The following is a 21,232-nucleotide window of genomic DNA, read 5'->3' as shown; positions in this document are numbered from 1 at the left end:
GTTGGCGAACAACTCGACTGTACGAGCGGCGAGGGATCAATGCCACGTGTGATCCACCAGTGCGGTTCGAGGACCGAACTTGGGTTTGGTTGCTTTCCCGCTCAGGTAGAGCAGACGAATCGCTCGATGTCTGTGCGGTGCCAAGGGCTGCAGGTACTCGACCATCTCGGCGTCGTCGATGGGTCTGCCCAGCAGCGACCACCCCACGACGGCCGCCAGGTGATAGTCGCCCACCGACAAGGCGTCGGGATCGCCGAGGGCGCGCTGTGCGGTCTCGGCCGCCGTCCAGACGCCCACACCTGGAATCGCCCGCAGCCTGCGCGCTGCATCCTCGGACGTCATCGTCGACGCCTCCTCGAGGCGTCCGGCCGCCTGCGCGGCGCGGACGATGGTCTTGGACCGGGCCGGGTCGACGTTGGCGCGGTGGTACTCCCACGACGGGATGCGACGCCACACGTCGGGTGTGGGAAAGACGAACATCGGCTTCGGCGTCGGTCCCGGTGCCTTCTCGCCGAACTTGCTCACCAGGTATCGCCACGATCCGAAGGCCGAGATGCCGTGCACGCGTTGCTCGATGATCGCCGGAATCAGGGCCTCGAGCACCAGACCCGTTCTACCCAGCCGCAGGTGCGGCAACTGCCGGTGGGCTTCCTGGAGAATCGGGTGCTCCGGCGCGAACGTCGAGGCGTCGTCGTCCAGGCCGAGCAGGGCGGGCACCGCGTCCAGCAGTTCGGGTGCGCCGGGACCCCACGCTCGGGCCTGAACGCTGGTTCTCGAGGTCTGCATCAAGCGGTACGTCACCGGACCCGAGCTCATTCTCGACGTGCGCCAGACCGCGCCGTCGGCGGTCGACTCGTAGGTGGGGTCGCCGCGGCCTCGGCGCAGGGGCGATACCGACATCCGCACGTCCATTCGCTGCTGCGACGTGACGTGGCGTGCGATCCCGTCCGGAGCTGCGGCACGGGGGTCGGTGGTGCCGGTCATCGGTGCCACCTCCTGACGATCGGGGCCGGTAGACCGAGTGTGCCTGACAGACCGATATTCGACACCTTCGACGAGCCTCCGTGGCCGACGCCGGTGGCCTCGGTACCGTCCGGCAAGTCGCTTCGCTGTTCGTGCGCGAGTCACCCCGAGTTTGTCGGTGCCCCGACGTAGGGTCTGGGACCGTGATCATCGTGAGTACGGACGGCTCGTGTCTGCGTAACCCCGGCGGAGCAATCGGGTGGGCGTGGGTCAACCACACAGGGCCGAGCAACTCCGGCGGTGAGCCCTCGGGCACGAACCAGGTCGCCGAGCTCAGAGCCCTGCTCGAGGCGGTATCGGCGCACCCCGGGCCAGAGCCGCTGTTGATCGAGTCCGATTCGCAGTACGCCATCAAATGCGCGTCCGAATGGCTCGCAGGGTGGAAGCGCAAGGGGTGGAAAACCGCGAGCGGTACTCCGGTGCGCAACTTGGAGTTGGTGCAGAGCATCGAGCGAGCTATCACCGATCGCGAGGGTCCGGTCCGGTTCCGGTGGGTCCGAGGTCACGTGGGCAATCACTTCAACGAGGCGGCCGATGCGTTGGCCGGAGAGGCCGCGCGAGCCGTGGCCGCGGGTGGTGCGGTGTCACCGGCCGTATCTGCACCCACAGACACGGCACCTGCACCGACAGCTGCGGATTCGGGGCCCACCAGGAAGGCGGCCGCTGCGCCACGGGAGACGTCGGAAGACGCGGTTCCGACTCTGTTCTGAGCACGCATTGCTGCTCGACATCGGAATTGCGCATTGGCACTCGGTAGTATTGCGACATTTCAGTCAATTCGCATTCTCTCGCATCGGAGGCGTCGAGCGCGCTGTGCACTCCATCCACCCCCCACAGCCATCCGCGGTCGCTGCTGCATCCGAGGACACTGATCGGTCCGTCCGCCTTCGAGTGATCGCATGGTGATCACCGCACTTCTCTCCCTGCTCCTCGGCTTCGTGCTCACCGCCGCGATCATCGCGGCCAACGGATACTTCGTCGCCCAGGAGTTCGCGTACATGTCCGTCGACCGGGCGACGCTGCGAATCGGAGCGGAGAAGGGCGACGCGTCTGCCGAGCGAGCCCTGAAGGTCACCAAGCGCACCTCGTTCATGCTGTCGGGCGCGCAGCTGGGCATCACGGTCACCGGTCTGATGGTCGGTTACGTGGCCGAGCCGTTCATCGGCGAGTCGCTGGGCGAACTGTTGAGCAGCGCCGGAGTTCCCATAGCGGTGGGTATTTCGATCGGCACGGTGGGCGCTCTCGTGCTCGCGACCGTCGTGCAGATGATCTTCGGCGAGCTGTATCCGAAGAACCTCGCCATCGCCAACCCCGATCCGCTGTCCCGACGCCTCGCCCGGTCGACGCTGATCTATCTGGCCGCCTTCGGTTGGCTGATCACCTTCTTCGACAAGTCCTCCAACGCGATGCTGCGGCTACTGCGCGTCGAACCGGTACACGACGTGGACAGCAGTGCCACCGCCAAGGATCTCGAGAGCATCATCGAGGACTCCAGGGCGAGCGGGGATCTCACCGAGGATCTGTCGTTGCTGCTCGACCGCATCCTGGACTTCCCGGAGCGCGACGTCGAGCACGCCATGATCCCGCGCAGTCGGGTGGACGCGGTCACCCCCGCCACGGCCATCGGCGAGATGCGGGCGCGGATGGTGCGTGCGCACACGCGGTACCCGGTGATCGGCGATCGTGAGGAGCCGATCGGTGTGGTGCAGCTCGCCGAGGTGTTGGCCGCCGCCCCCGACGACACTCGTTCCGTCACCGAGATCATGCGCGAACCGCTGATCGTGCCCGAACTCATGCCGCTCGAGGATGCCCTGGAGTTGTTGGCCAGCACCAATAACGAGTTGGCGTGCGTCATCGACGAATACGGCGGATTCGCGGGCGTGCTCACCATCGAGGACCTCGCGGAGGAACTGGTCGGCGAGATCACCGACGAACACGACGAGGGCATTGCCGGCGTCGAGGATCAGGAAGACGGAGTGTGGCTCATGGACGGCGACGTCCACGTCGACGAGGTCGAACGCACCATCGGTCGCGACATGCTGTTGCCGAGAGGCGATTACGAGACGCTCGCCGGCCTGCTCATCGCAGAGGGCGGGAATCTGCCCGAGGTGGGAGACACGGTGCGTATCGACCTCGCGGTGTTCGGGGCCGACCTGATGGAAGAGGTACCGCCGCGTCCGTCGCTGGAAGTCGAGGTCCTCGAGGTGGACCGGCACGTACCGAGTGAGCTGAGAATCAGACTGCACGAGAATTCGCCGGAGGGCAGCGAGGATTCGCAGGAGTCGGACGAGGAGACGGACCGATGAACGCGTGGGTCGTCGTCGCGGTGACGGTATTGCTCATCGCACTGAGTGCGTTCTTCGTCGTCATCGAGTTCGCTCTGCTCGGTGCCCGCAGGCATCGACTGGAGGAAAAGGCCGGCGCGAGCCGATCGGTGCGAGCAGCGCTGCGCGGAATGAACGAGCTCACGATCATGCTCGCCGGTGCCCAGCTCGGCATCACGGCGTGCACCTTCGCGCTCGGTGCCGTCACCAAGCCTGCCGTCGATTCGTGGCTGGGGCCGGTGTTCACCTCGTGGGGTGTGCCGGGCTGGTTGGCCGGAACCGCAGCGTTCGCGTTGTCGCTGCTGCTCGTGACGTTCCTGCACCTGGTGGTGGGGGAGATGGCTCCGAAGTCCTGGGCCATCGCGCATCCGGAACTGGCCGCCACCATCATCGGATTGCCGTCTCGGGCGTTCGTCCGCCCGTTCCGGCTGTTCCTGGTGTGGGTCAACAAGATCGCCAACACGCTCGTGGAACGGTCGGGTGTGGAACCGGTGGAGAGCGCCGCGGTCGGTGGCCGCGATGCCGAGACCATCCGCAACCTCGTCGAGTACTCCTCCCAGGTCGGGGTGCTCGAGCCGGAGCTGCAAACTCAGATCACCCGGGTGATCGAACTCGAGACACTGACGGTCGACAAGATCACGGTGCCGGATTCCAAGACGACCTCGGTGCCGCACGGTGCTTCGGTGTCCGACGTACAGGCGGCGGCGCTGCGGTCCGGTCACCTTCGGGTGCTGCTGACCGACAACTCCGGCTCGACGCCTCGCGTCGTCCACGTCCGCGACACGTTGCTCGCGGATCTCGGCGAGCCGGCTGCCGACTACGCGCGTGAGGCATTCACGGTCGAGGGATCGACGCCCGTCTACGAGTTGCTCGAGCAGATGCGGAACCGGAGTGTTCAGCTCGCGGTCGTCGAGACCGACGGACAGTTCCTCGGCGTCGTCACGCTCACCGACGTCATCAAACGGGTGCTACCCACAGCCCCTGCCGCGTAGCCGAGGTGCTCAGCCGCGCGGTTGCATCCGGCTGTTGGGCAGCGGCGGTGCGTGCAGGCGAGCTCCCGGGTAGCCCTCGACGGTGCCGAACTGCTCGTTGCCGCTCTCGTAGGCGGCTCGGTACTCGACCACGTCCTCGTGGCTTCGGCCCACGAAGTTCCACCACATGACGATCTGCTCGCCGAACGGTGGTCCTCCGAGCAGCAGCAGCCGCACCGGCTCGCGGCCCGGATTACGCAGATCGAGCGTCGAGCTGCCCGGTTCGCGGTACCCGAGTTCGGCTGCACCGAGCGTGGTGTCGTCCATCGTCGCCGTGCCCTGATCGACGATGACGCCGTGCTCGAACGTCGGGTCGACCTCGAGGGTGACGTGGGCTCCGGCGTCGAGCACGATCTCGGCTCCGAGGAGTGGGGTGAACGTCCGCACCGGCGACGTGTCGCCGAGCAGCGAGCCCAGGAACACCCGTGCGGTCAACCCCTGGCGTGTGTGCGTCGTGGGCACATAGTGCTCGAAAGCCGGTTCGGTGAATCGAGATCGAGCCGGAAGGGCAACCCACAGCTGCATGCCGTGGAGGATCTCGGTGGCTGGGGTCGAGGTTTCCGAGTGACTGATGCCGTAGCCGGCCGTCATCAGATTCAGCTCGCCAGGCCGCACCATCGCATGCGATCCCACGCTGTCGCGGTGCTCGATCTCGCCGGAGAACAGCCAACTGACGGTTTGCAATCCGGTGTGTGGGTGCGGGGGCACGTCCATCGACGAGGTATCGGGGCCGTAGTGATCTGCGAAGCACCATGCTCCGATCAGGGAACGCTGCCGTTGTGGAAGAGTCCGCCGAACCTTCAGCGCGCGTGGACCGCCGAGGGGCACCTCGCGTGGGGTGAGAATCTGGATCACGTCTGCTCCTGATGGCGCGAAGTTGGCGTTCGAATCGACTACGCAGAACAACCGGATTGCGACGAGGGCTGTTCCCGGTCCGGCTCTAACCGACGTGTGACGCGGTTCCGCTGAGCAGCCGCACGTCGTAGGACTCGGCAGCACCGTGCGCTTCGGTCGATCCGCCGTGGACGGTGTACAGGACGGCGTACGAGGTGAACGTGACCGGCTGACTGTCGTCCGCGTCGATGTTGACGCGCGGCAGTACGAGGAGCAGGTGGGTTCGGTTGCCGTCAGAGAGGTTCTGCACGACGGTTCGCACCTCGAAGCCCAGATCGGATCGGGTGACGTCGGTGGATTCGAGCGTCTCACCACTGAGTACGAGCTGCGCCGCCCAGACTCCGGCGGATCGATGGGCGTCGACGGTTCCGGTGAGGTCGTCGCCGCTGACGTCGTAGTGGTTCGCTGCTGTGAATGCCATGGTCACAGGCTATTCCTGGGCGGTCGAAAAAACTTCGAAAGAATTTCCCATCCAGACCCATCCACCCGATGAGGGGCGGCGAATAGGAGTTGAGACACCCGCTACTGCTGTCGCCCCCGACCGCCGTCAGTAGTGGGTGTCTCCCTTTGTGTGTGCGGGCCCGTCGGCGGTGTTTGCCGCGCGCTGGAGTGGCAGTGTGCTCAGCTCGCCGAGCCGGCTGACCAATCGTTCGGTGTCGAGACCGATACATCCGACGCCGAATTCGTGCAGCGGGACGAGGGCGTGGAAGTCGACTCGCACATCGTGGTCGTACAGGACATCCACGAGATTCGCGAACCGCTGAGCGGCGAATTCGTCCACACTCTCGAGCGCAGGAACATCGGTGATCGTCAGGTTCGTTGTGGTCTCCAGCATCCGGAGATAGTCGCCCGTCGAACGAGCGGCGCAGCACAATTCCGTGAACGTGTGACCAACCGAGCCGGGCTCGAGAGTCCACGTTCCCGAGGCGAATCGCGACCCACTCGTGCCGACGGAACGGTAGTCGACGGGACCGTCGACGCAGATGATCTCGAGGTTCTTCTTCAGCTTGTCGATCGTCGGAACGAAGGTCGGATGGAACAGCGGATTCGGCAGCAGATCGTCGGGTGCGTAGTTGGAGGTGACGACCAGAGCGACGCCGCGGGCGAAGAGGGTATCGAGCATGCGCGTGATGAGCCGGGCGTCGCCGATGTCGTGGACGTGGAACTCGTCGAAGCACAGCAGCTCGGCCTGCAGGCCGGTGTCGTCCGTCGCGAGAATGTCGTCGATGGCCGCGTCGATCGAGAAGCGGTGACGGAAGTACGCAGCGTGCAGGTCGCGGAAGAAGCTGTGGAAGTGGACGCGCTTCTTGGCGGTGGTCGCGACACCGGAGAAGTAGGCGTCGAGCAGCCACGTCTTGCCACGGCCGACCGGTCCCCACAGGTAGGCACCCTCGGTGCCAGGGGTCGACAGCGTGTCTGCTGCCGCGGCTTGCGCGTCGTCGAGGGTGAACTCGGTGTCGAATGCGTGGCGCGGTGCGATCGGCCTCATGGATCGAACCGTACGCCGGATTCCTCTACTTTTGTAGAGGGGTGTGTAGGGTCACCACCATGGATCGCCGAACCGCCATCGCCGACGCGGCACTCGTGGTCATCGCGCACGACGGCCTGCGTGCGTTGACGCATCGGTCGCTCGACTCGGCGCTCGACTATCCAGCGGGTTCGACGTCCTACTACTTCCGCACCAAGGCCGATCTGCTGGCGGCGGTCGCCGCGCGCCTGGTCGAGCTCTCGCGTGCGACGTTCGTCGATATCGCCGGCACCGAGACCGACGTCGCCACGGTCGTCGCGCGGTATCTCCACGATGCGCTCACCCATCGCCTGGTCGAGCTTCGAGCCCGCTACGCGCTGATGCTGGATCCCGCTGTTGCGCAGGATGTTCGAGACGTGCTGGCTCGATCGTTCTTCTCGCTCGAACGGGCGCGGGAGTTGTTCTCCGATCCCACGCACGCAGACGGCCTGGTCTCGCTGTGTGAGGGGCTGGTGGCCGACGTGGTGTTCGGACGTTGCTCTACGAAGGATGTTGCAGCGCTTCGTGTTCCAGTCTCCGTCTACCTCGCGGGCGCGGGGAGTTCACTGCGAGGGAACTCGGTGGACACCGACCGTCCGTAGCCTCGTCGAGCATGCGATTCGGTCGGTACGTGCCCCTGGTGTGTGTTCCCCTCGCGGTGTTGACGGGGTGTGGAACTGTCTCGGCAGCGGACCCGGCCCCGCTCGGCTCGTTCGACCTGCAGGCCCATCGTGGCGGACTCGGCTTGGTCACCGAGAGCACGATCGAATCATTCACCAATGCACTGCAACTCGGGGTGAGCACCCTCGAGCTGGATACGCAGATCACCGAGGACGGCATCGCGATCGTCACGCACGACCGCAAGGTTTCCGACAAGAAGTGCATCGACACCGGTGCAATCACGCCGGCAGATCCGGAATTTCCCTATGTCGGGAAGTTCGTGAACACGCTGACACTCGCGCAGATCCGCACTCTCGATTGCGGAGCCTTACCGCTCGCGGACTACCCGGAGCAGCGGCGCGTGGCCGGTGCCCGGATGCCGACGCTTACCGAGGTGTTGGATCTGGTGAAGTCGGCCGACGCACCGGGAGTGACGCTGAACGTCGAAACCAAGGTCGAGGCGGGAAGCCCTACCGAGACCGCGCCGCGTGAGCAGTTCGTCGAGACAGTGCTGGGGACCATCCGCGATGCCGGGATGCTGGACAGGGTCACCGTGCAGAGCTTCGATTGGGGCGCACTCACACTGGTCCGAGCAGCAGAGCCGGAGGTGCCGGTGGTGGCGCTGACCAACGGGGACTTCTTGCAGATCGGGCAGGACGGGGCGTCACCCTGGCTGGGCGGGATCGACATCGACGATTTCGGAGGGGACGCGATTGCCGCGATCGATTCGTTCGGGGCGTCGGCATACTCGCCCGCGCAGGGCACCCCACAGAGCGGGAAGGTCGGCGACCCCGACTTCGAGCTCTACGTCACGCAGGACGTGGTGGACGCTGCGCACGAACGCGGGATACGAGTCATCCCGTGGACCGTCGACGATCCCGACACCATGCGTGCCCTGATGGACCTGGGCGTCGACGGCCTGATCACCGATTACCCCGACCGGTTGCGTGCCGTCATGAGCGAGCGCGGGCTTCCTCTACCCGAACCCGCCCGGTGACGGTCCGTGGTCAGAGCGGGTAGCCGACTCCGGTCAGCTTCTCGCTGGCGTCCCACAGCTTCGCCGCGAGCGCGGGATCCTGAGCCATGCGAGTCATGGACGCCGGGCCGGGCTTGCCGCGTGACTCGAACAGCGACGTGGGGCCACTGTAGGTCCCGCCGCCAGCGACGTCGACCGCATAGATCGTGGGAAGCGCTCCGGCACGGGCAGATTGAGAGATGAACTTCAATCCGATGGGTGCCAGCGCAGCCAGAATCTTGTTGCTGCCCAAGCCGTCCGGACTGGAGTAGAGCTCGGTCGACGAGATACCGGGGTGCGCAGCATTGCTGGACACCGTCGAGCCGGCCTTGTCGATCCGACGCTGGAGTTCCAGCGCGAACAGGATGTTGGCGAGCTTGGAGTTCGCGTATCCACGCTGAGCGTTGTAGCCACGCTCGAGCTGGAGGTTGTCGAAGTCGAGCTTGGGGCGCTGACGGTGCGCGACGGATGCGATGGTGGTGATCTTCGCGTGGTCGGCGAGCTTGGGGAACAGCAGCCCGGTCAGCGCGAAGTGACCGAGATGGTTGGTGCCGAGCTGAAGCTCGAATCCGTCCTCGGTTTCGGTCCGCGAGGCAGGCATCATGACGCCGGCGTTGTTGATCAATACGTCTATCGACTCGGGAGCCGACGCGGCGTAGTCACGCACCGATGCCAGATCGGCAAGGTTCAGCGCGGCTGTGTCGACCGTTCCGTTCGGGGCCTCCGACCGGATTTTCGCCGCGGCTGCCTCGGCCTTGTCCTGGTTGCGGCATGCGAGCGTCACGTGGTCGCCGCGCGTCGCGAACTCCAAGGCGGTGAAGTAGCCGATACCGGTGTTCGCTCCGGTGATGACAACGCGTCTCTGCTTGGTTTCGGGCACGGAGTCAGGCTACCGGTCTGTTTTGGACTTCGCCCATGTGCAGCTCAGAAGCCGATGAACATTCGGATTTTTCGAAGCGGACCGGAAATCCTGCATGTCGGGCTTTCCGTGCGGCGGGGGTACATGTGTGCGGACTGTCTCGCCGGGCCGAACGCCCCGAGGGTCAGGTCCAGTGACTCGGACGGGTCAGAGATTCGGGCAGCCGGGTTGCTCGGTCACCTCGTGCCGCATCGATCTGGAACTGCGTGGCATAGAGGCTGCCGCGCAGATCCGCACCTCGAAGGTCGGTGCCGCGGAGGTCTGCACCGATCAGATCCGTCAGGCGCAGGTCGGCTCCGCGCAGCGTCGCCCCGATGAGGTAGGTGCCGCGCAGGCTGGCACCGCGCAGGTTCGCACCGGCCAGTTGCGCACCCATCAAGTCGCGGCCGCGGTAGTTCTTCTTCTTGCCTTTCACTTCGGCACGAACCAGATCGCTTGCTTCGAGCAGCACTTCGTTGATCCGCGACCGCAGACCGGAGACGTCGACCGACAGCAGCACGTCGGGTGGTGATTCGGTCAGTGCATGCAGTTCTGCGTTGTCGCTGGACAGTCGAACATGCAATGAAGCCGTTGCATCCCGGTCTCGGGCATCCGCCAGGTACCAGAGCAACTCGTGCAGATCACGCATGATCGGGAACACCGCGAACATCTCCGACGAGTTCGACGGCTGCTCCCGCCAGTCCCGTCCTGCGAACGTGGACTGCGACACCTGCTGGCCCGCACCGAAGCAGTCGTACACCGTGCACCCGGCAAAGCCCTTCTCGCGGAGCGTCGAGTGAATGCCGCACCGCGAGTCCTGCCGAAGATTGCGACACGGCTCCCCGGCGGCCTTGTCGACTGCAAAGTCCGAGGACCTCGCGAAGGGCAAAGCGACGCAACAGAGTCCGAAACAACTGCCGCAATCGGCCAGTAGGTTCTCGGGCGCGCGCATCTGTTCACTCTGTCCTTCGCGGAGTGGCAGCGTCAAACGAGATTGTTCTGCGCAGTCACTCCGGTCCATAGATCAGTGCGATGAAATTCCCAGCCCATCGGGCTCCGCTCGCCTGCGACATATCGCGTTACAGTATTTCAGCGAGCGGGCAGGCGGGCGACAAGCACTCCGGGAGGCACGGTCGATGTCGGAACTCGAGTACGACGAGGTGGTCTTCTCGCTGCGCGATGCCGGGTGCGTGTTCGCCGAGGAGGAAGCCGACATCCTCGTCGAATCCGCGGCGAATCCGGCGGAGCTGAGAGAGAAGCTCGCACGCCGCGTCGCGGGTGAGCCGCTCGAGCACGTCGTCGGCTGGGTCGCGTTCTGTGGTCGACGCATCGCCGTCGAGCCGGGTGTGTTCGTACCTCGCCGAAGAACCGAGTTTCTCGTCGAATGTACTGCAGCGCTGCATCCTTCGGTGCTGCTCGACCTGTGCTGCGGTTCCGGAGCCATAGGCCTGTCGGTCGGTGGCGTCCTTGAGTTGCACGCCGTCGACGTCGACGCGGTGGCGGTGGAGTGTGCGTCGCGAAACCTCGCCGACGTCGGGGGCACGGTGTACCTCGGCGACCTGTACGACGCCGTGCCGCCGGGTTTGCTCGGCAGGTTCGATGCGATCGTCGTCAACGCGCCCTATGTCCCGACGAGCGACATCGGGCTGATGCCACGAGAGGCGCGCATCCACGAGCCGCACATCGCGCTCGACGGCGGTACGGACGGTGCCCGAATTCACCGCCGGGTTGCTGCGGGGGCGTCACGATGGCTGGCTCCCGGCGGCCATCTCCTCATCGAAACCAGTGCAGCCCTGGCGCATTCGACGCTTCGGGCCGTGGTCGACGCCGGCCTCTCCGGCCGTATCCACGAATCCGAGGCGTTCGACGCCGTCGTGGTGGTCGGTTCGACCAAAAAGTAGCGATCCCGCCCGTGTTTCGATCGGGCGTGTGCGTGGCATCCACCGGCCATGACTACATTGCTGTTCGCTGTTACCGCTGCCGACCACTGGACATTGAACGACGGTACGAAGCATCCCACCGGGTACTGGGCCGAGGAGCTCGTCGAGTCGCATCGCACGTTCGTCGACGCAGGCTGGGACATCACGGTCGCGACACCGGGCGGTAAGGCCCCGGTCGTCGACGAAGGGAGCCTGGCTGTCGATGCCAACGGCGGCGACGAGGAGAAGGTGGCCGACCAGAAGCGCTACCTCGCCTCGATCGAGTCGATCCTGTCCTCGCCCGCGAAGCTGGAGGACCAGAAGGCGTCGGACTTCGACGTGGTGTTCGTCCCCGGCGGTCACGGTCCGATGGAGGATCTCGCCGTGTCGGAGAGCTTCGGCGCGCTGGTGGTCGACTTCCTCGATGCGAACAAGGTCGTCTCCGCGGTGTGTCACGCGCCTGCCGCCCTGCTCCCCGCCGTCCGCAGCGACGGAACCTGGGCGTTCGACGGCTACGAGCTCACCGGATTCACCGACGAAGAGGAGACCCAGGCCGGTCTCGCCGACAAGGCCCCGTGGTTGCTCGAGACCCGCCTGCGCGAGAACGGTGCAAAGTTCGACTCCACCGATGCGTGGGGGCCGAACGTCGTCGTCGACCGAAATCTGTACACCGGGCAGAACCCGGCCTCGACGCGTCCGCTCGCGGAGAAGCTGGTCAGTTCGTTGAAGTAGTCGTCGCCAGCGGCCGGTGTTCTGCCCACGGAGAACACCGGCCATCGGTGGGAACATCACTACTGCTTTCGAAGTTGAGCCCCAATAGCTCAATCCTTTGGAGGAGAAGTGACCGAAACCGTTCGTGTCCCCGTGCTGTTCCTGACCGACCCGGTCGTCCTGCCCGGGATGGTGGTGCCCGTCGAACTCGACGAGGCTGCGCGCGCCGCCGTCGATGCAGCGAAGGCGAGCAACGACGGCACGCTGCTCGTCGCTCCGCGTCTCGAAGACCGCTACGCCGCTTACGGTGTCCTTGCCACGATCGTGCAGATGGGCCGCCTGGCGGACGGCCGCCCGGCCGCTGTCGTCAAGGCAACCCGACGCGCGCACATCGGCCACGGTGTCAGCGGTCCCGGTGCCGCCCTCTGGGTCGAGGTCGAGACCGTCGCCGACGTGTCCCCGAACGACGACCTCACAGCCCTTGCTGCCGAATACAAGCAACTCGTCGTGGCCATGCTGCAGCGCCGGGACGCTTGGCAGGTGATCGACTCGGTCAACAAGCTCACCGACCCGGGCGCGATCGCCGACACGGCCTGCTACGCGTCGTACCTCACCGACGTCCAGAAGCGTGACCTACTCGAAACCCCGGACGTGGGAACGCGTCTGACGTCGCTCATCGAGTGGACCAAGGCACATCTCGCCGAAGTCGAGGTCAACGACAAGATCTCGGGCGACGTCCGCGAGGGGATGGAGAAGACTCAGAAGGAGTTCCTGCTCCGACAGCAGTTGGCGGCCATCCGGAAGGAACTCGGCGAGGACGAGCCCGACGGTGCCGACGACTACCGCGGCCGCGTCGAGGCCGCAGACCTGCCCGAGAAGGTGCGCGAACAGGCGCTGCGTGAGGTCGGCAAACTGGAGCGGGCAAGCGATCAGAGTCCGGAATCGGGTTGGATCCGAACCTGGCTCGACACCGTGCTCGACCTGCCGTGGAACAACACCACGACCGACAACAACGACATCGATTCTGCACGTGCGGTTCTCGACGCCGATCATCATGGCCTCGATGACGTGAAGGATCGCATCGTCGAGTATTTGGCCGTCCGTGCACGTCGCTCCGAACGTGGCCTGCAGTCGATCGGTGGGCGTGGGTCGGGCGCCGTCATGGTGCTCGCAGGTCCGCCCGGAGTCGGCAAGACCTCCCTCGGCGAGTCGGTGGCCCGTGCGCTCGGCCGACAGTTCGTGCGCGTCGCTCTGGGCGGCGTTCGCGACGAGGCCGAGATCCGCGGTCACCGCCGTACCTATGTCGGCGCGTTGCCGGGCCGCATCGTCCGGGCCATCGGTGAGGCGGGATCGATGAATCCTGTTGTGCTGCTGGACGAGATCGACAAGGTCGGCTCGGACTATCGTGGTGACCCGAGTGCCGCTCTGCTCGAGGTGCTCGACCCTGCGCAGAACCACACGTTCCGTGATCACTACCTCGATCTGGATCTCGACCTGTCCGACGTGGTGTTTCTCGCGACCGCCAATGTGATCGACCAGATTCCCGGTCCGTTGCTCGACCGCATGGAATTGGTGACCATCGACGGCTACACCGAGGACGACAAGGTCGTCATCGCACGGAACTACCTGCTGCCGCGTCAGATGGACAGGGCCGCAATCACATCCGAGGAGGTGACGGTCACCGACGCGGCGCTGCGCACGATCGCGGCCGACTACACCCGGGAGCCCGGAGTGCGGCAACTGGAGCGATTGTTGGCCAAGGCACTTCGCAAGGTGGCCACCAGGTTGGTGGGCTCCACCGATGTCCTGGAGATCGACGAGCCGGATCTGGTGACGTACCTCGGTCGACCACGCTTCACTCCCGAAGCGCATGAGCGCACCGAGGTGCCGGGTGTCGCCACCGGTCTTGCGGTCACCGGCCTCGGCGGCGACGTGTTGTTCATCGAGGCAGCGGCGACCGACGGCGACGCCCGGCTCGAGCTCACCGGCCAACTGGGCGATGTGATGAAGGAGTCCGCACAGATCGCGCTGTCCTACGTGCGCTCGCACGCAGCGCAATTCGGCGTCACGCCGGAATCGCTCGATCGCAGCATCCACGTCCACGTTCCGGCGGGCGCGGTGCCGAAGGACGGTCCGTCGGCCGGTGTGACGATGGTGACGGCCCTGGTGTCGATGGCCACAGGGCGGCCGGTGCGCTCGGATGTCGGCATGACCGGCGAGGTCACGTTGAACGGTCGGGTGCTGCCCATCGGTGGAGTGAAGCAGAAACTGTTGGCTGCGCAGCGCGCGGGACTGAAGACGGTGTTCATTCCGGCTCGCAACGAGCCGGATCTGGACGACGTGCCCGCAGAAGTGCTCGAGGCGTTGGACGTCCGTCCGATGACCGATGTCGTCGACATTCTGGCGCTCGCGCTGGAGCCGGTGGCAGCCGCAGCGGCGGCGTGATCGTGGCAACAGGAGCCGCGCTTGACCTCGAGCTATGTCGAGGTTCTACCGTGATGACATGAGATCGACGACATGAGAGTGATGACATGAGGGTGCTGACATGAGGGTGCTGACATGAGCATGGAGATGACCGCCTGGAATCAGATGTATCGCACCATGAACAGGCCCGATACCCAGTCGTCGTTCTCGATGGCGACGGCTCGCAGGATCCTGACGTTCGCGGCTCCGCATCGCCGGGCGCTGGGGGGATTCCTGGCGCTCAGCGTGGCTCTGGCCGTTCTCGCGGTGGCCACGCCCGTGTTGGCCGGGCGGGTGGTCAACGCGATCGTCGACGGTCGAGAGCTGCGCGTGGTGGTGATGCTGGCCTTGGCCATCGCCGCCATCGCTCTGGTGGACGCCGCGGTCGGTCTGATCAATCGGTGGCTCTCGTCGAACATCGGCGAAAGCTTGATCCTCGACCTGCGGACCGCGGTGTTCGACCACGTGCAGCGCATGCCGATCGCGTTCTTCACGCGAACCCGCACCGGTGCGCTGGTGAGCCGACTCAACAACGACGTGATCGGAGCGCAGCGCGCATTCAGCACCACCCTGTCCGGTGTTGTCAGCAACCTGGTGACGTTGGTGCTGACGCTGGTGGTGATGATCGGGATCTCCTGGCAGATCACGCTTCTCGCGCTCGTCCTGTTGCCGGTGTTCGTGCTGCCCGCACGCCGGATGGGCCGACGCCTCGCACGTCTGCAACGCGAAGCGGCAGCACATAATTCGGCGATGAGCACGCAGATGACCGAGCGCTTCTCGGCACCGGGAGCAACACTGGTCAAACTGTTCGGTCATCCCGAGCAGGAATCGGTCGAGTTCGCGGTACGGGCGGCGCGGGTGCGCGATATCGGTGTGCGCAGTGCGATGGTGCAGACGGTGTTCGTGACGGCGTTGACACTCGTCTCGGCGTTGGCGCTCGCCGTGGTGTACGGCTTGGGCGGATTCTATGCCCTTCGAGGGACACTGGACCCGGGTTCGGTTGTGGCCCTGTCGCTTCTGCTGGTGCGGTTGTACTCTCCGTTGACTGCGCTGGCGAGTGCTCGCGTGGAGGTCATGAGCGCATTGGTGAGCTTCGAGCGGGTCTTCGAGGTTCTCGATCTCGTTCCGCTGATCGCCGACAAGCCCGACGCGGCAGTGCTACCGCCGGGGCCGGTGGCCGTCGAACTCGACGATGTCAGGTTCGCGTACCCGTCCGCGGACAAAGTCTCGCTCGCCTCGCTCGAAGAGGTCGCCACCTTGGATTCGCGCGGGGGAGAGGAGGTTCTTCACGGAGTGTCGTTCCGGGCCGAACCCGGCCAGATGGTCGCGCTCGTCGGTACCTCCGGTGCGGGCAAGTCCACGATCGCGCAGTTGATCGCGCGGCTGTACGACGTCGATGGCGGCGCGGTACGGCTCGGCGGCGTGGACGTACGAGATCTGACTGCCGAATCCGTTCGCGGCACAGTGGGAATGGTGACCCAGGACGGGCACCTGTTCCACGAGAGCATCCGGTCGAATCTGTTGCTACCGCGACCCGACGCCACCGACGACGAACTGTGGGATGCACTCTCGCGCGCGAGGCTGGCAGACCTCGTGCGATCCCTGCCCGACGGTTTGGACACAGTCGTCGGCGAGCGTGGGTATCGGCTCTCCGGTGGAGAGCGTCAGCGCCTGACGATCGCCCGGTTGCTCATCGCGCAGCCACGGGTCGTCATCCTCGACGAGGCAACGGCCTCGTTGGATTCGACGTCCGAGGCCGCGGTGCAGGCCGCGTTGGGCGAGGCGCTGGAGGGAAAGACGTCGGTGGTGATCGCGCATCGACTGTCGACGATCAGGGCCGCGGACGTGATCCTGGTGATCGAGGACGGGCGAGTCGCCGAACGCGGCACGCACGATCAACTCCTCGCAGCAGGAGGTCGCTACGAGGAGTTGCACCGGACGCAGTTCGCGCAGACCGCGAGTGTGGTGCCCGCGGAGTGACCCTACGAAGCCGGGTCGGGGACCACGGTGGACGGGTCGTCGTCGGTGGCGGCGGCGAGCATCGGAGTGAAACCGTCGATCGCGTAGTCCAGCGACAGTGGGCTCGAGTAGCCAAGGGCCGAGGGCAGGTCCGTACTGAAGGGGCCGATGTAGACGGTTCGATCCTGATTCACCACGTCGAGGGCAGCGAGTAGCGGGTTCGCCTGCAGCTGTTCGTGACTCTGGCCGGCGATGACGAGGACGTCGGTGTCGAGTCGATCGAGGTTCTCGGGACTGATGGTCTCGGAGGCGTCGGGAATCTCGAAGCCGAGGTCGGTGAAGAACAGGGCGCGGATGTCGTCCTTGCCGAGCAGGAGGTAGCTGCCGTCGTCCATGACGAACGCGAGAGACAGTGACTTACCGGTGAACTGAGGATTCTCGGACTCGGTGGTGGCGAACTTCTGCTCCAACTCGGCCGTCTGGTCCTGTGCCTCCTGCGACTTGCCGAGGGCTTCGCCGACAACGGCGAACTCCTGCTGCCAGGTTGCCGCGGGCACGTCGTCGTAGCCGCCGATGTCGGCGATCGTGGGTGCCATTCCCGAGAGCGTGTCGTACTGGCCCTGGTCGATGAAGGAGTACGGCCCGAGGATCAGATCGGGTGACTGCGCTGCGATCTGCTCGAGGTTCAGGTCGGTGCTGCCGACCTCGGGAATCTCGGTGCCGCCCAATGCTTCCTGTGCCCAGGGGCGCTGGCGGTAGTCGTAGCTCAGGTTGCCGCGTGTCGCGACGGGCTTGACGCCCAGCGCGAGCGCGAAGTCCTGCTCGTTGAACCCGATCGTCACGACGCGGGTGGGCTCGGCGTCGACGACCGTCTCACCGAACTTGTGCTCGATGGTGACGGGGAAGCCGCCGGAATCGCTGTCTGAGCCAGCGGACGTGGCCGTGGTGTTGTCGGGCGAACAGCCGACCGCCAGTGCCAGAACGGAGGCACCGGCGGCGACGAGCTGGACGGTCTTCTTCATGTGATCTCCTCGCACCGGAACTTAGCGAGGTTAGCCTAACCGACCCATCGAAGCGTTGATCATGTGCCAGGGTCGGAGGAGCCGATCAGCAGGTGGAGGTAGCCGGTACCCCGGCGAATCGCTGGTTGATCCACTCGAGCGCCTGGGGTAGGCCGAGCACTGCAGCGGTCAGGTGATCGTTGCTGGGTACCTGCACCTCGGTCACCAGGACTCCGGCGCGGCAGTATCGGTCGATCGTGTTGTCGATGGCGCTGACCGGGATCAAGACATCGGACGGGCTGTGCCACTCGAAGTACGGTGCCTTCGGTACTCCGGGATACAGCTCGACGCTGTTCTCGTTGACGGCGGCGATCGCTTCCGGACTGTTGATCAGATCCAACGTGCCCGCGACCTCCATGGCACTCTTGCCTGCACCCGCGGCGATGATGTCGTTGGTGCACCCGTTCTGCATCTTTCTCTCGATCTCCTTACCCACCGGGTTGAGCTGAGAACTGATCGGGATGCGGGTGGGGTACTCGCGTTCGATACCGAGCGCGGCAGCGAACGCCAGACCGAACATGGGGTGCGGGGCGAAACCGAGATCGCGAGCCATGCGCTCGAGGTTCATCGGAGCACCACCGTTCGCGCTGCCGACGATGTTCAGCTCGGGTGCGTAGTCGTTCTGCAGCGCAGCTGCCCATGCCGTCGCCATTCCGCCACCGGAGTAGCCGGCCAACGCAACCGGGCTCTGCTGAACCTGGATGGGATCGAAGCGCTGAGTGGCGCGAATGCTGTCCAGCACGATCTGCCCGCCGAGCTTGGCGGCACCGTAGGCGCTTCTCGGTCCGAGATGATCGGCGATGGCGACAGTCCAGCCGCGCTGCAGCACCGCGTTCAGCGCCGGAGCCTCACGAATTGCCAAATTGGGGTCGTTGGTCCAAAGGGCCTGTGAAGGTGCACATTCGAGACCCAGTGCATTGATGATGTGTTGGTAGGAAAGCAACGGGCCATTGGGAGCTTTGTTACGCGGGACCATGATGGTGTTGATCGCCGCAATGGGATCACCCGTCGAATCGGTCGAGCGGAATTTCAGCTGCCATACGTCGACATCGAAGAATCCGGGCGGCGGTGGCATCGGTCGGCTGGAGATCACGTCGCCCGGTTGCAGGGCGTCCAGATCCGCAGGCGGTGCACCGAACCCGTCTGCGATGGGGGTCGGCATCAGTGGCTCCGCCGCCGCCTGACCTGCGCCGACGAGCGATGAACACAACACGGCCGCTGCCGTGAATGTGGCAGCGCCTACCAATTTGAGAACCCGCATGTAAGTAATCCCCTCCGTGCCTGAACCGAAGCGACGAACGCTGCGGCGACCTGGCAAGCCCCCGTAGAGCCGGCCCGCAAACCGATATAGCTGTCTGAGCGTGACTCGTTACGCTCCCCCCGGAAACGATAGGACGAACGGTACGCACTCGTCGATTCTAAGGCAACAGAAGAACGGTTCACTTGCCGGTTTCTTGGAAAGAAGCGAAATACTCTGTCCCGCGGACGTAGCGCTACTCGAGTGCGACGTCTTTCGGTTCCTTGTCCGGGCGTAGGCCGCGCCAACTCGGATGCCGTAGATGGCCCGATTCCGTCGCCTCGTAGAACCGCACCTCTCCGACGAGGGCAGGCTCGACCCACACTGCCCCCTTCCGGTCGGTCGCGGGCAGCACCGACGAGAAGGGACTGTCCGACGCCTCGAGTGGGGCCAGGAGTGCTGCGAGCGTATCGAGCGCACGGTCGTCGAACCCGGTTCCGACGCGTCCCACGTAACGCAGTCGATCACCGTCGGGGATGCCCATGAGCAAGGAGCCGAACCCGCCGGAACGACGACCCTGCCCCCGACGCCATCCGCCGATCACGATCTCCTGTGTCCGCCAGTTCTTGAACTTGATCCACGTGTGGGCGCGCTTGCCGGGTTGATAGACGGAGTCGGTTCGCTTCGCGACGACGCCTTCCCAGCCCCGTTCTCTGCTTTCGGCGATGGCGTCCGCAGCGGTGCCCGTCAGCCGCGGCGGAACCAGGACCGAGTCCAGTCCGGTGGTGAGTAGTTCGAGGAGTCGTCGTCGATCCGAGTACTTCTTGCGCAACAGTGACGTGCCGTCGAGGTAGAGCAGATCGAAGGCGATGAATCGGATCTGGTCGCGAGTCGCGTTCTGCAATTTCTCGAAGCTGCTGATGCCGCTGTCGTCGAACACGACCACTTCGCCGTCGACGACCGCATCGTGGTCGGACAGGTCGTCCGCCAGCGATTGGAGCGCGCCGAATTTCTCGGTGTAGTCGTTGCCGCTGCGTGTACGCAGTGTCATCTCACCGTGCGTGAGTTCGGCGACGATGCGGAACCCGTCCCATTTGCCCTCGAACGACCACTCGTCGTCCGGCAGATCGAGGATGTCGCCTGCGGTGGCGAGCATCGGTGAGATGTTCTTCGGTGGGGGATTGTCGCTCGGTGCGTCTTTCATCAGATGCATGAGCCATTGATTGCCCTTGGTGCGGATCAGGGCGAATCGGCCGGTCGCCTTCGATCCGTGCAGGACGACGATGACCTCGTCGTCGCGCCACTTCTCGAGTTCGTAGGTTCCGCTGTCCCAGATGGAGACGTCGCCGCCGCCGTACTCGCCCTTCGGAATCCGACCCGAGAACGTCGCGTATTCGAGTGGGTGGTCCTCGGTGTGAACGGCCAGTCGGTTCTGTTTCGGATCGACCGGGATGTTCTTGGGGACGGCCCACGAGACCAGGACGCCGTCGTGTTCGAGTCGGAAGTCGTAGTGCAGGCGTCGGGCATGATGTTCTTGGATCACGAAAGTGTCGTTGTTGCCCTGCGGCTCGGTGGTGGTCGGTATCGGTTCGGGTGTCTTGTCGGCGCTGCGCATGCTGCGGTACTTGTCGAGTTTGTCTGCGGTGGTGGCGCTTTCGTGGACCGAGTCCATGGCGGGGTCGAGATCTGCGAGCAGGTCGCCCGATTCTGCGTAGCGCTCGAGGACCTCCTCGAACCGAAGCTGCTGTAGGCCGGATGCTTCGAGCTCGGCCCAGGTGCGCGGTGCCGCGACGGTGGGGCGTGATCGTCCGCGCAGTGAGTACGGTGCGACCGTCGTCTTCTTGCCGTTGTTCTGGCTCCAGTCCACGAATACCCGCCCGGTTCGTTTCGCTTTCGCCATCGTGGCCGTGACCCGATCCGGTGATCGCTCCTCGAGAAGGGTGGCAACACGTTTGGCGACGGTGGATGCGCCGGAGGTCGACAGTGGCTTGTCCAGCGGCACGTACAGGTGAATTCCCTTGCTGCCGCTGGTGACCGGATACGCGGTCATACCGATATCGCTGATCAGGTCCCTGATTTCGCAGGCCACGTCGGCGCACCGAGCCAGATCCACATCGTCACCGGGGTCGAGGTCGAACACCATGCGGGTGGCGGGGCCGGGTTCGGTGCCGTCGAATCGCCACTGTGGCACATGCGCTTCGATGGCCGCTTGTTGACCGAGCCAGGCCAGATCGGCTGCCGTGGAGAACAGGGGGTAGGTGACGATGCGATCCGAGTGCTGCATCGAACGGCGATCGAGCCAGTCGGGTGCAGATGCGGCAAGGTTCTTCTCGAAGAACGACGATTGGTCGACGCCGTTCGGCCACCGCTTACGGGTCACTGCGCGGCCCACCAGGTGGGGAAGCATCGCTGGCGCGATGGTGGTGTAGTACTCGATGATCTGGCTCTTGGTGGTGCCGGTTTCGGGGAACAGCACTTTGTCGAGGTTGGTGACGGAGACCTTGCGACCTTCGATCTCGAGCGTGGCCAT

The 21,232-nt window shown here is 65.1% G+C and carries 18 protein-coding genes; 9 read left to right on the top strand and 9 right to left on the bottom strand.

All coding sequences use genetic code 11. The features are described from left to right. Positions 1–36: 36 nt before the first annotated feature. The gene (locus AABD04_RS23730) at positions 37–984 is read right to left on the bottom strand and encodes a DNA-3-methyladenine glycosylase family protein (RefSeq protein WP_341442734.1); all 948 of its coding nucleotides are present in this window, start codon (positions 982–984) and stop codon (positions 37–39) included. Between the two features lie 182 nt (positions 985–1,166). On the opposite strand from AABD04_RS23730, the gene AABD04_RS23725 reads away from it, so the two are divergent. The 3 genes from AABD04_RS23725 (at position 1,167) to AABD04_RS23715 (ending at position 4,339) form a co-directional block, all read left to right on the top strand. After that, positions 1,167–1,733: a ribonuclease H family protein gene (locus AABD04_RS23725; RefSeq protein ID WP_341442733.1), complete on the top strand. Its 567-nt coding sequence runs from the start codon at positions 1,167–1,169 to the stop codon at positions 1,731–1,733. A gap of 192 nt (positions 1,734–1,925) precedes the next feature. Continuing rightward, positions 1,926–3,329 carry a hemolysin family protein gene (locus AABD04_RS23720; protein WP_423228250.1) on the top strand — a complete coding sequence of 468 codons (1,404 nt, stop codon included), beginning with the start codon at positions 1,926–1,928 and terminating at the stop codon, positions 3,327–3,329. Then, positions 3,326–4,339: a hemolysin family protein gene (locus tag AABD04_RS23715; protein ID WP_341442731.1), complete on the top strand. Its 1,014-nt coding sequence runs from the start codon at positions 3,326–3,328 to the stop codon at positions 4,337–4,339. Before AABD04_RS23720 ends, AABD04_RS23715 begins: the two co-directional genes overlap by 4 nt. 9 nt (positions 4,340–4,348) lie before the next feature. On the opposite strand, the gene AABD04_RS23710 is transcribed toward AABD04_RS23715, so the two are convergent. The 3 genes from AABD04_RS23710 to zapE all read right to left on the bottom strand — a co-directional run bounded on the left by AABD04_RS23710 (position 4,349) and on the right by zapE (position 6,761). Further along, positions 4,349–5,233, bottom strand: coding sequence for a pirin family protein (locus tag AABD04_RS23710; protein ID WP_341442730.1), 885 nt, complete (start codon positions 5,231–5,233; stop codon positions 4,349–4,351). An 85-nt stretch (positions 5,234–5,318) separates the two neighbouring features. Continuing rightward, on the bottom strand, positions 5,319–5,693 hold the full coding sequence (locus tag AABD04_RS23705) for a hypothetical protein (protein ID WP_341442729.1): 375 nt from the start codon (positions 5,691–5,693) through the stop codon (positions 5,319–5,321). Positions 5,694–5,819: 126 nt separating this feature from the next. After that, a complete protein-coding gene (zapE, locus tag AABD04_RS23700) occupies positions 5,820–6,761 on the bottom strand; it encodes a cell division protein ZapE (protein WP_341442728.1) in 942 nt (313 codons plus the stop codon). Positions 6,762–6,820: 59 nt separating this feature from the next. Here zapE and AABD04_RS23695 point away from each other — a divergent pair, with 59 nt between their 5' ends. Further along, positions 6,821–7,381, top strand: coding sequence for a TetR/AcrR family transcriptional regulator (locus AABD04_RS23695; RefSeq protein ID WP_341442727.1), 561 nt, complete (start codon positions 6,821–6,823; stop codon positions 7,379–7,381). Between the two features lie 11 nt (positions 7,382–7,392). After that, on the top strand, positions 7,393–8,436 hold the full coding sequence (locus tag AABD04_RS23690) for a glycerophosphodiester phosphodiesterase family protein (RefSeq protein ID WP_341442726.1): 1,044 nt from the start codon (positions 7,393–7,395) through the stop codon (positions 8,434–8,436). Positions 8,437–8,446: 10 nt separating this feature from the next. On the opposite strand, the gene AABD04_RS23685 is transcribed toward AABD04_RS23690, so the two are convergent. Continuing rightward, complete coding sequence (locus tag AABD04_RS23685; RefSeq protein ID WP_341442725.1) at positions 8,447–9,334, bottom strand: oxidoreductase; 888 nt, start codon at positions 9,332–9,334, stop codon at positions 8,447–8,449. A gap of 163 nt (positions 9,335–9,497) precedes the next feature. Next, positions 9,498–10,304, bottom strand: coding sequence for a pentapeptide repeat-containing protein (locus AABD04_RS23680; protein ID WP_341442724.1), 807 nt, complete (start codon positions 10,302–10,304; stop codon positions 9,498–9,500). 184 nt (positions 10,305–10,488) lie between these two features. Here AABD04_RS23680 and AABD04_RS23675 point away from each other — a divergent pair, with 184 nt between their 5' ends. The 4 genes from AABD04_RS23675 (at position 10,489) to AABD04_RS23660 (ending at position 16,425) form a co-directional block, all read left to right on the top strand. Next, a complete protein-coding gene (locus tag AABD04_RS23675) occupies positions 10,489–11,253 on the top strand; it encodes a putative protein N(5)-glutamine methyltransferase (protein WP_341442723.1) in 765 nt (254 codons plus the stop codon). 48 nt (positions 11,254–11,301) lie between these two features. Continuing rightward, entirely contained in the window at positions 11,302–12,003 is a 702-nt protein-coding gene (locus AABD04_RS23670; protein ID WP_341442722.1) for a type 1 glutamine amidotransferase domain-containing protein, read from the top strand. Between the two features lie 108 nt (positions 12,004–12,111). Further along, positions 12,112–14,427, top strand: a complete 2,316-nt coding sequence (lon, locus tag AABD04_RS23665; protein ID WP_423228185.1) for an endopeptidase La — start codon at positions 12,112–12,114, stop codon at positions 14,425–14,427. A 114-nt stretch (positions 14,428–14,541) separates the two neighbouring features. Further along, positions 14,542–16,425: an ABC transporter ATP-binding protein gene (locus AABD04_RS23660; RefSeq protein ID WP_341442721.1), complete on the top strand. Its 1,884-nt coding sequence runs from the start codon at positions 14,542–14,544 to the stop codon at positions 16,423–16,425. A gap of 2 nt (positions 16,426–16,427) precedes the next feature. Here the strand turns inward: AABD04_RS23660 and AABD04_RS23655 are convergent, their stop codons facing one another. From AABD04_RS23655 to AABD04_RS23645, 3 genes are all read right to left on the bottom strand, one after another. Then, positions 16,428–17,426, bottom strand: coding sequence for an ABC transporter substrate-binding protein (locus tag AABD04_RS23655; protein ID WP_341442720.1), 999 nt, complete (start codon positions 17,424–17,426; stop codon positions 16,428–16,430). A gap of 85 nt (positions 17,427–17,511) precedes the next feature. Continuing rightward, complete coding sequence (locus AABD04_RS23650; protein ID WP_341442719.1) at positions 17,512–18,726, bottom strand: lipase family protein; 1,215 nt, start codon at positions 18,724–18,726, stop codon at positions 17,512–17,514. Between the two features lie 232 nt (positions 18,727–18,958). Continuing rightward, positions 18,959–21,232 (bottom strand): ATP-dependent DNA ligase, encoded by a 2,274-nt coding sequence (locus AABD04_RS23645; RefSeq protein WP_341442718.1) that lies wholly within the window; start codon positions 21,230–21,232, stop codon positions 18,959–18,961.

The sequence above is a fragment of the Rhodococcoides navarretei genome (genome assembly GCF_038069675.1).
Classification (GTDB): Bacteria; Actinomycetota; Actinomycetes; order Mycobacteriales; family Mycobacteriaceae; genus Rhodococcoides; species Rhodococcoides navarretei.
The sequence above is the reverse complement of the archived record's forward strand: the minus strand, read 5'-3'. Positions and strand labels throughout refer to the sequence as shown.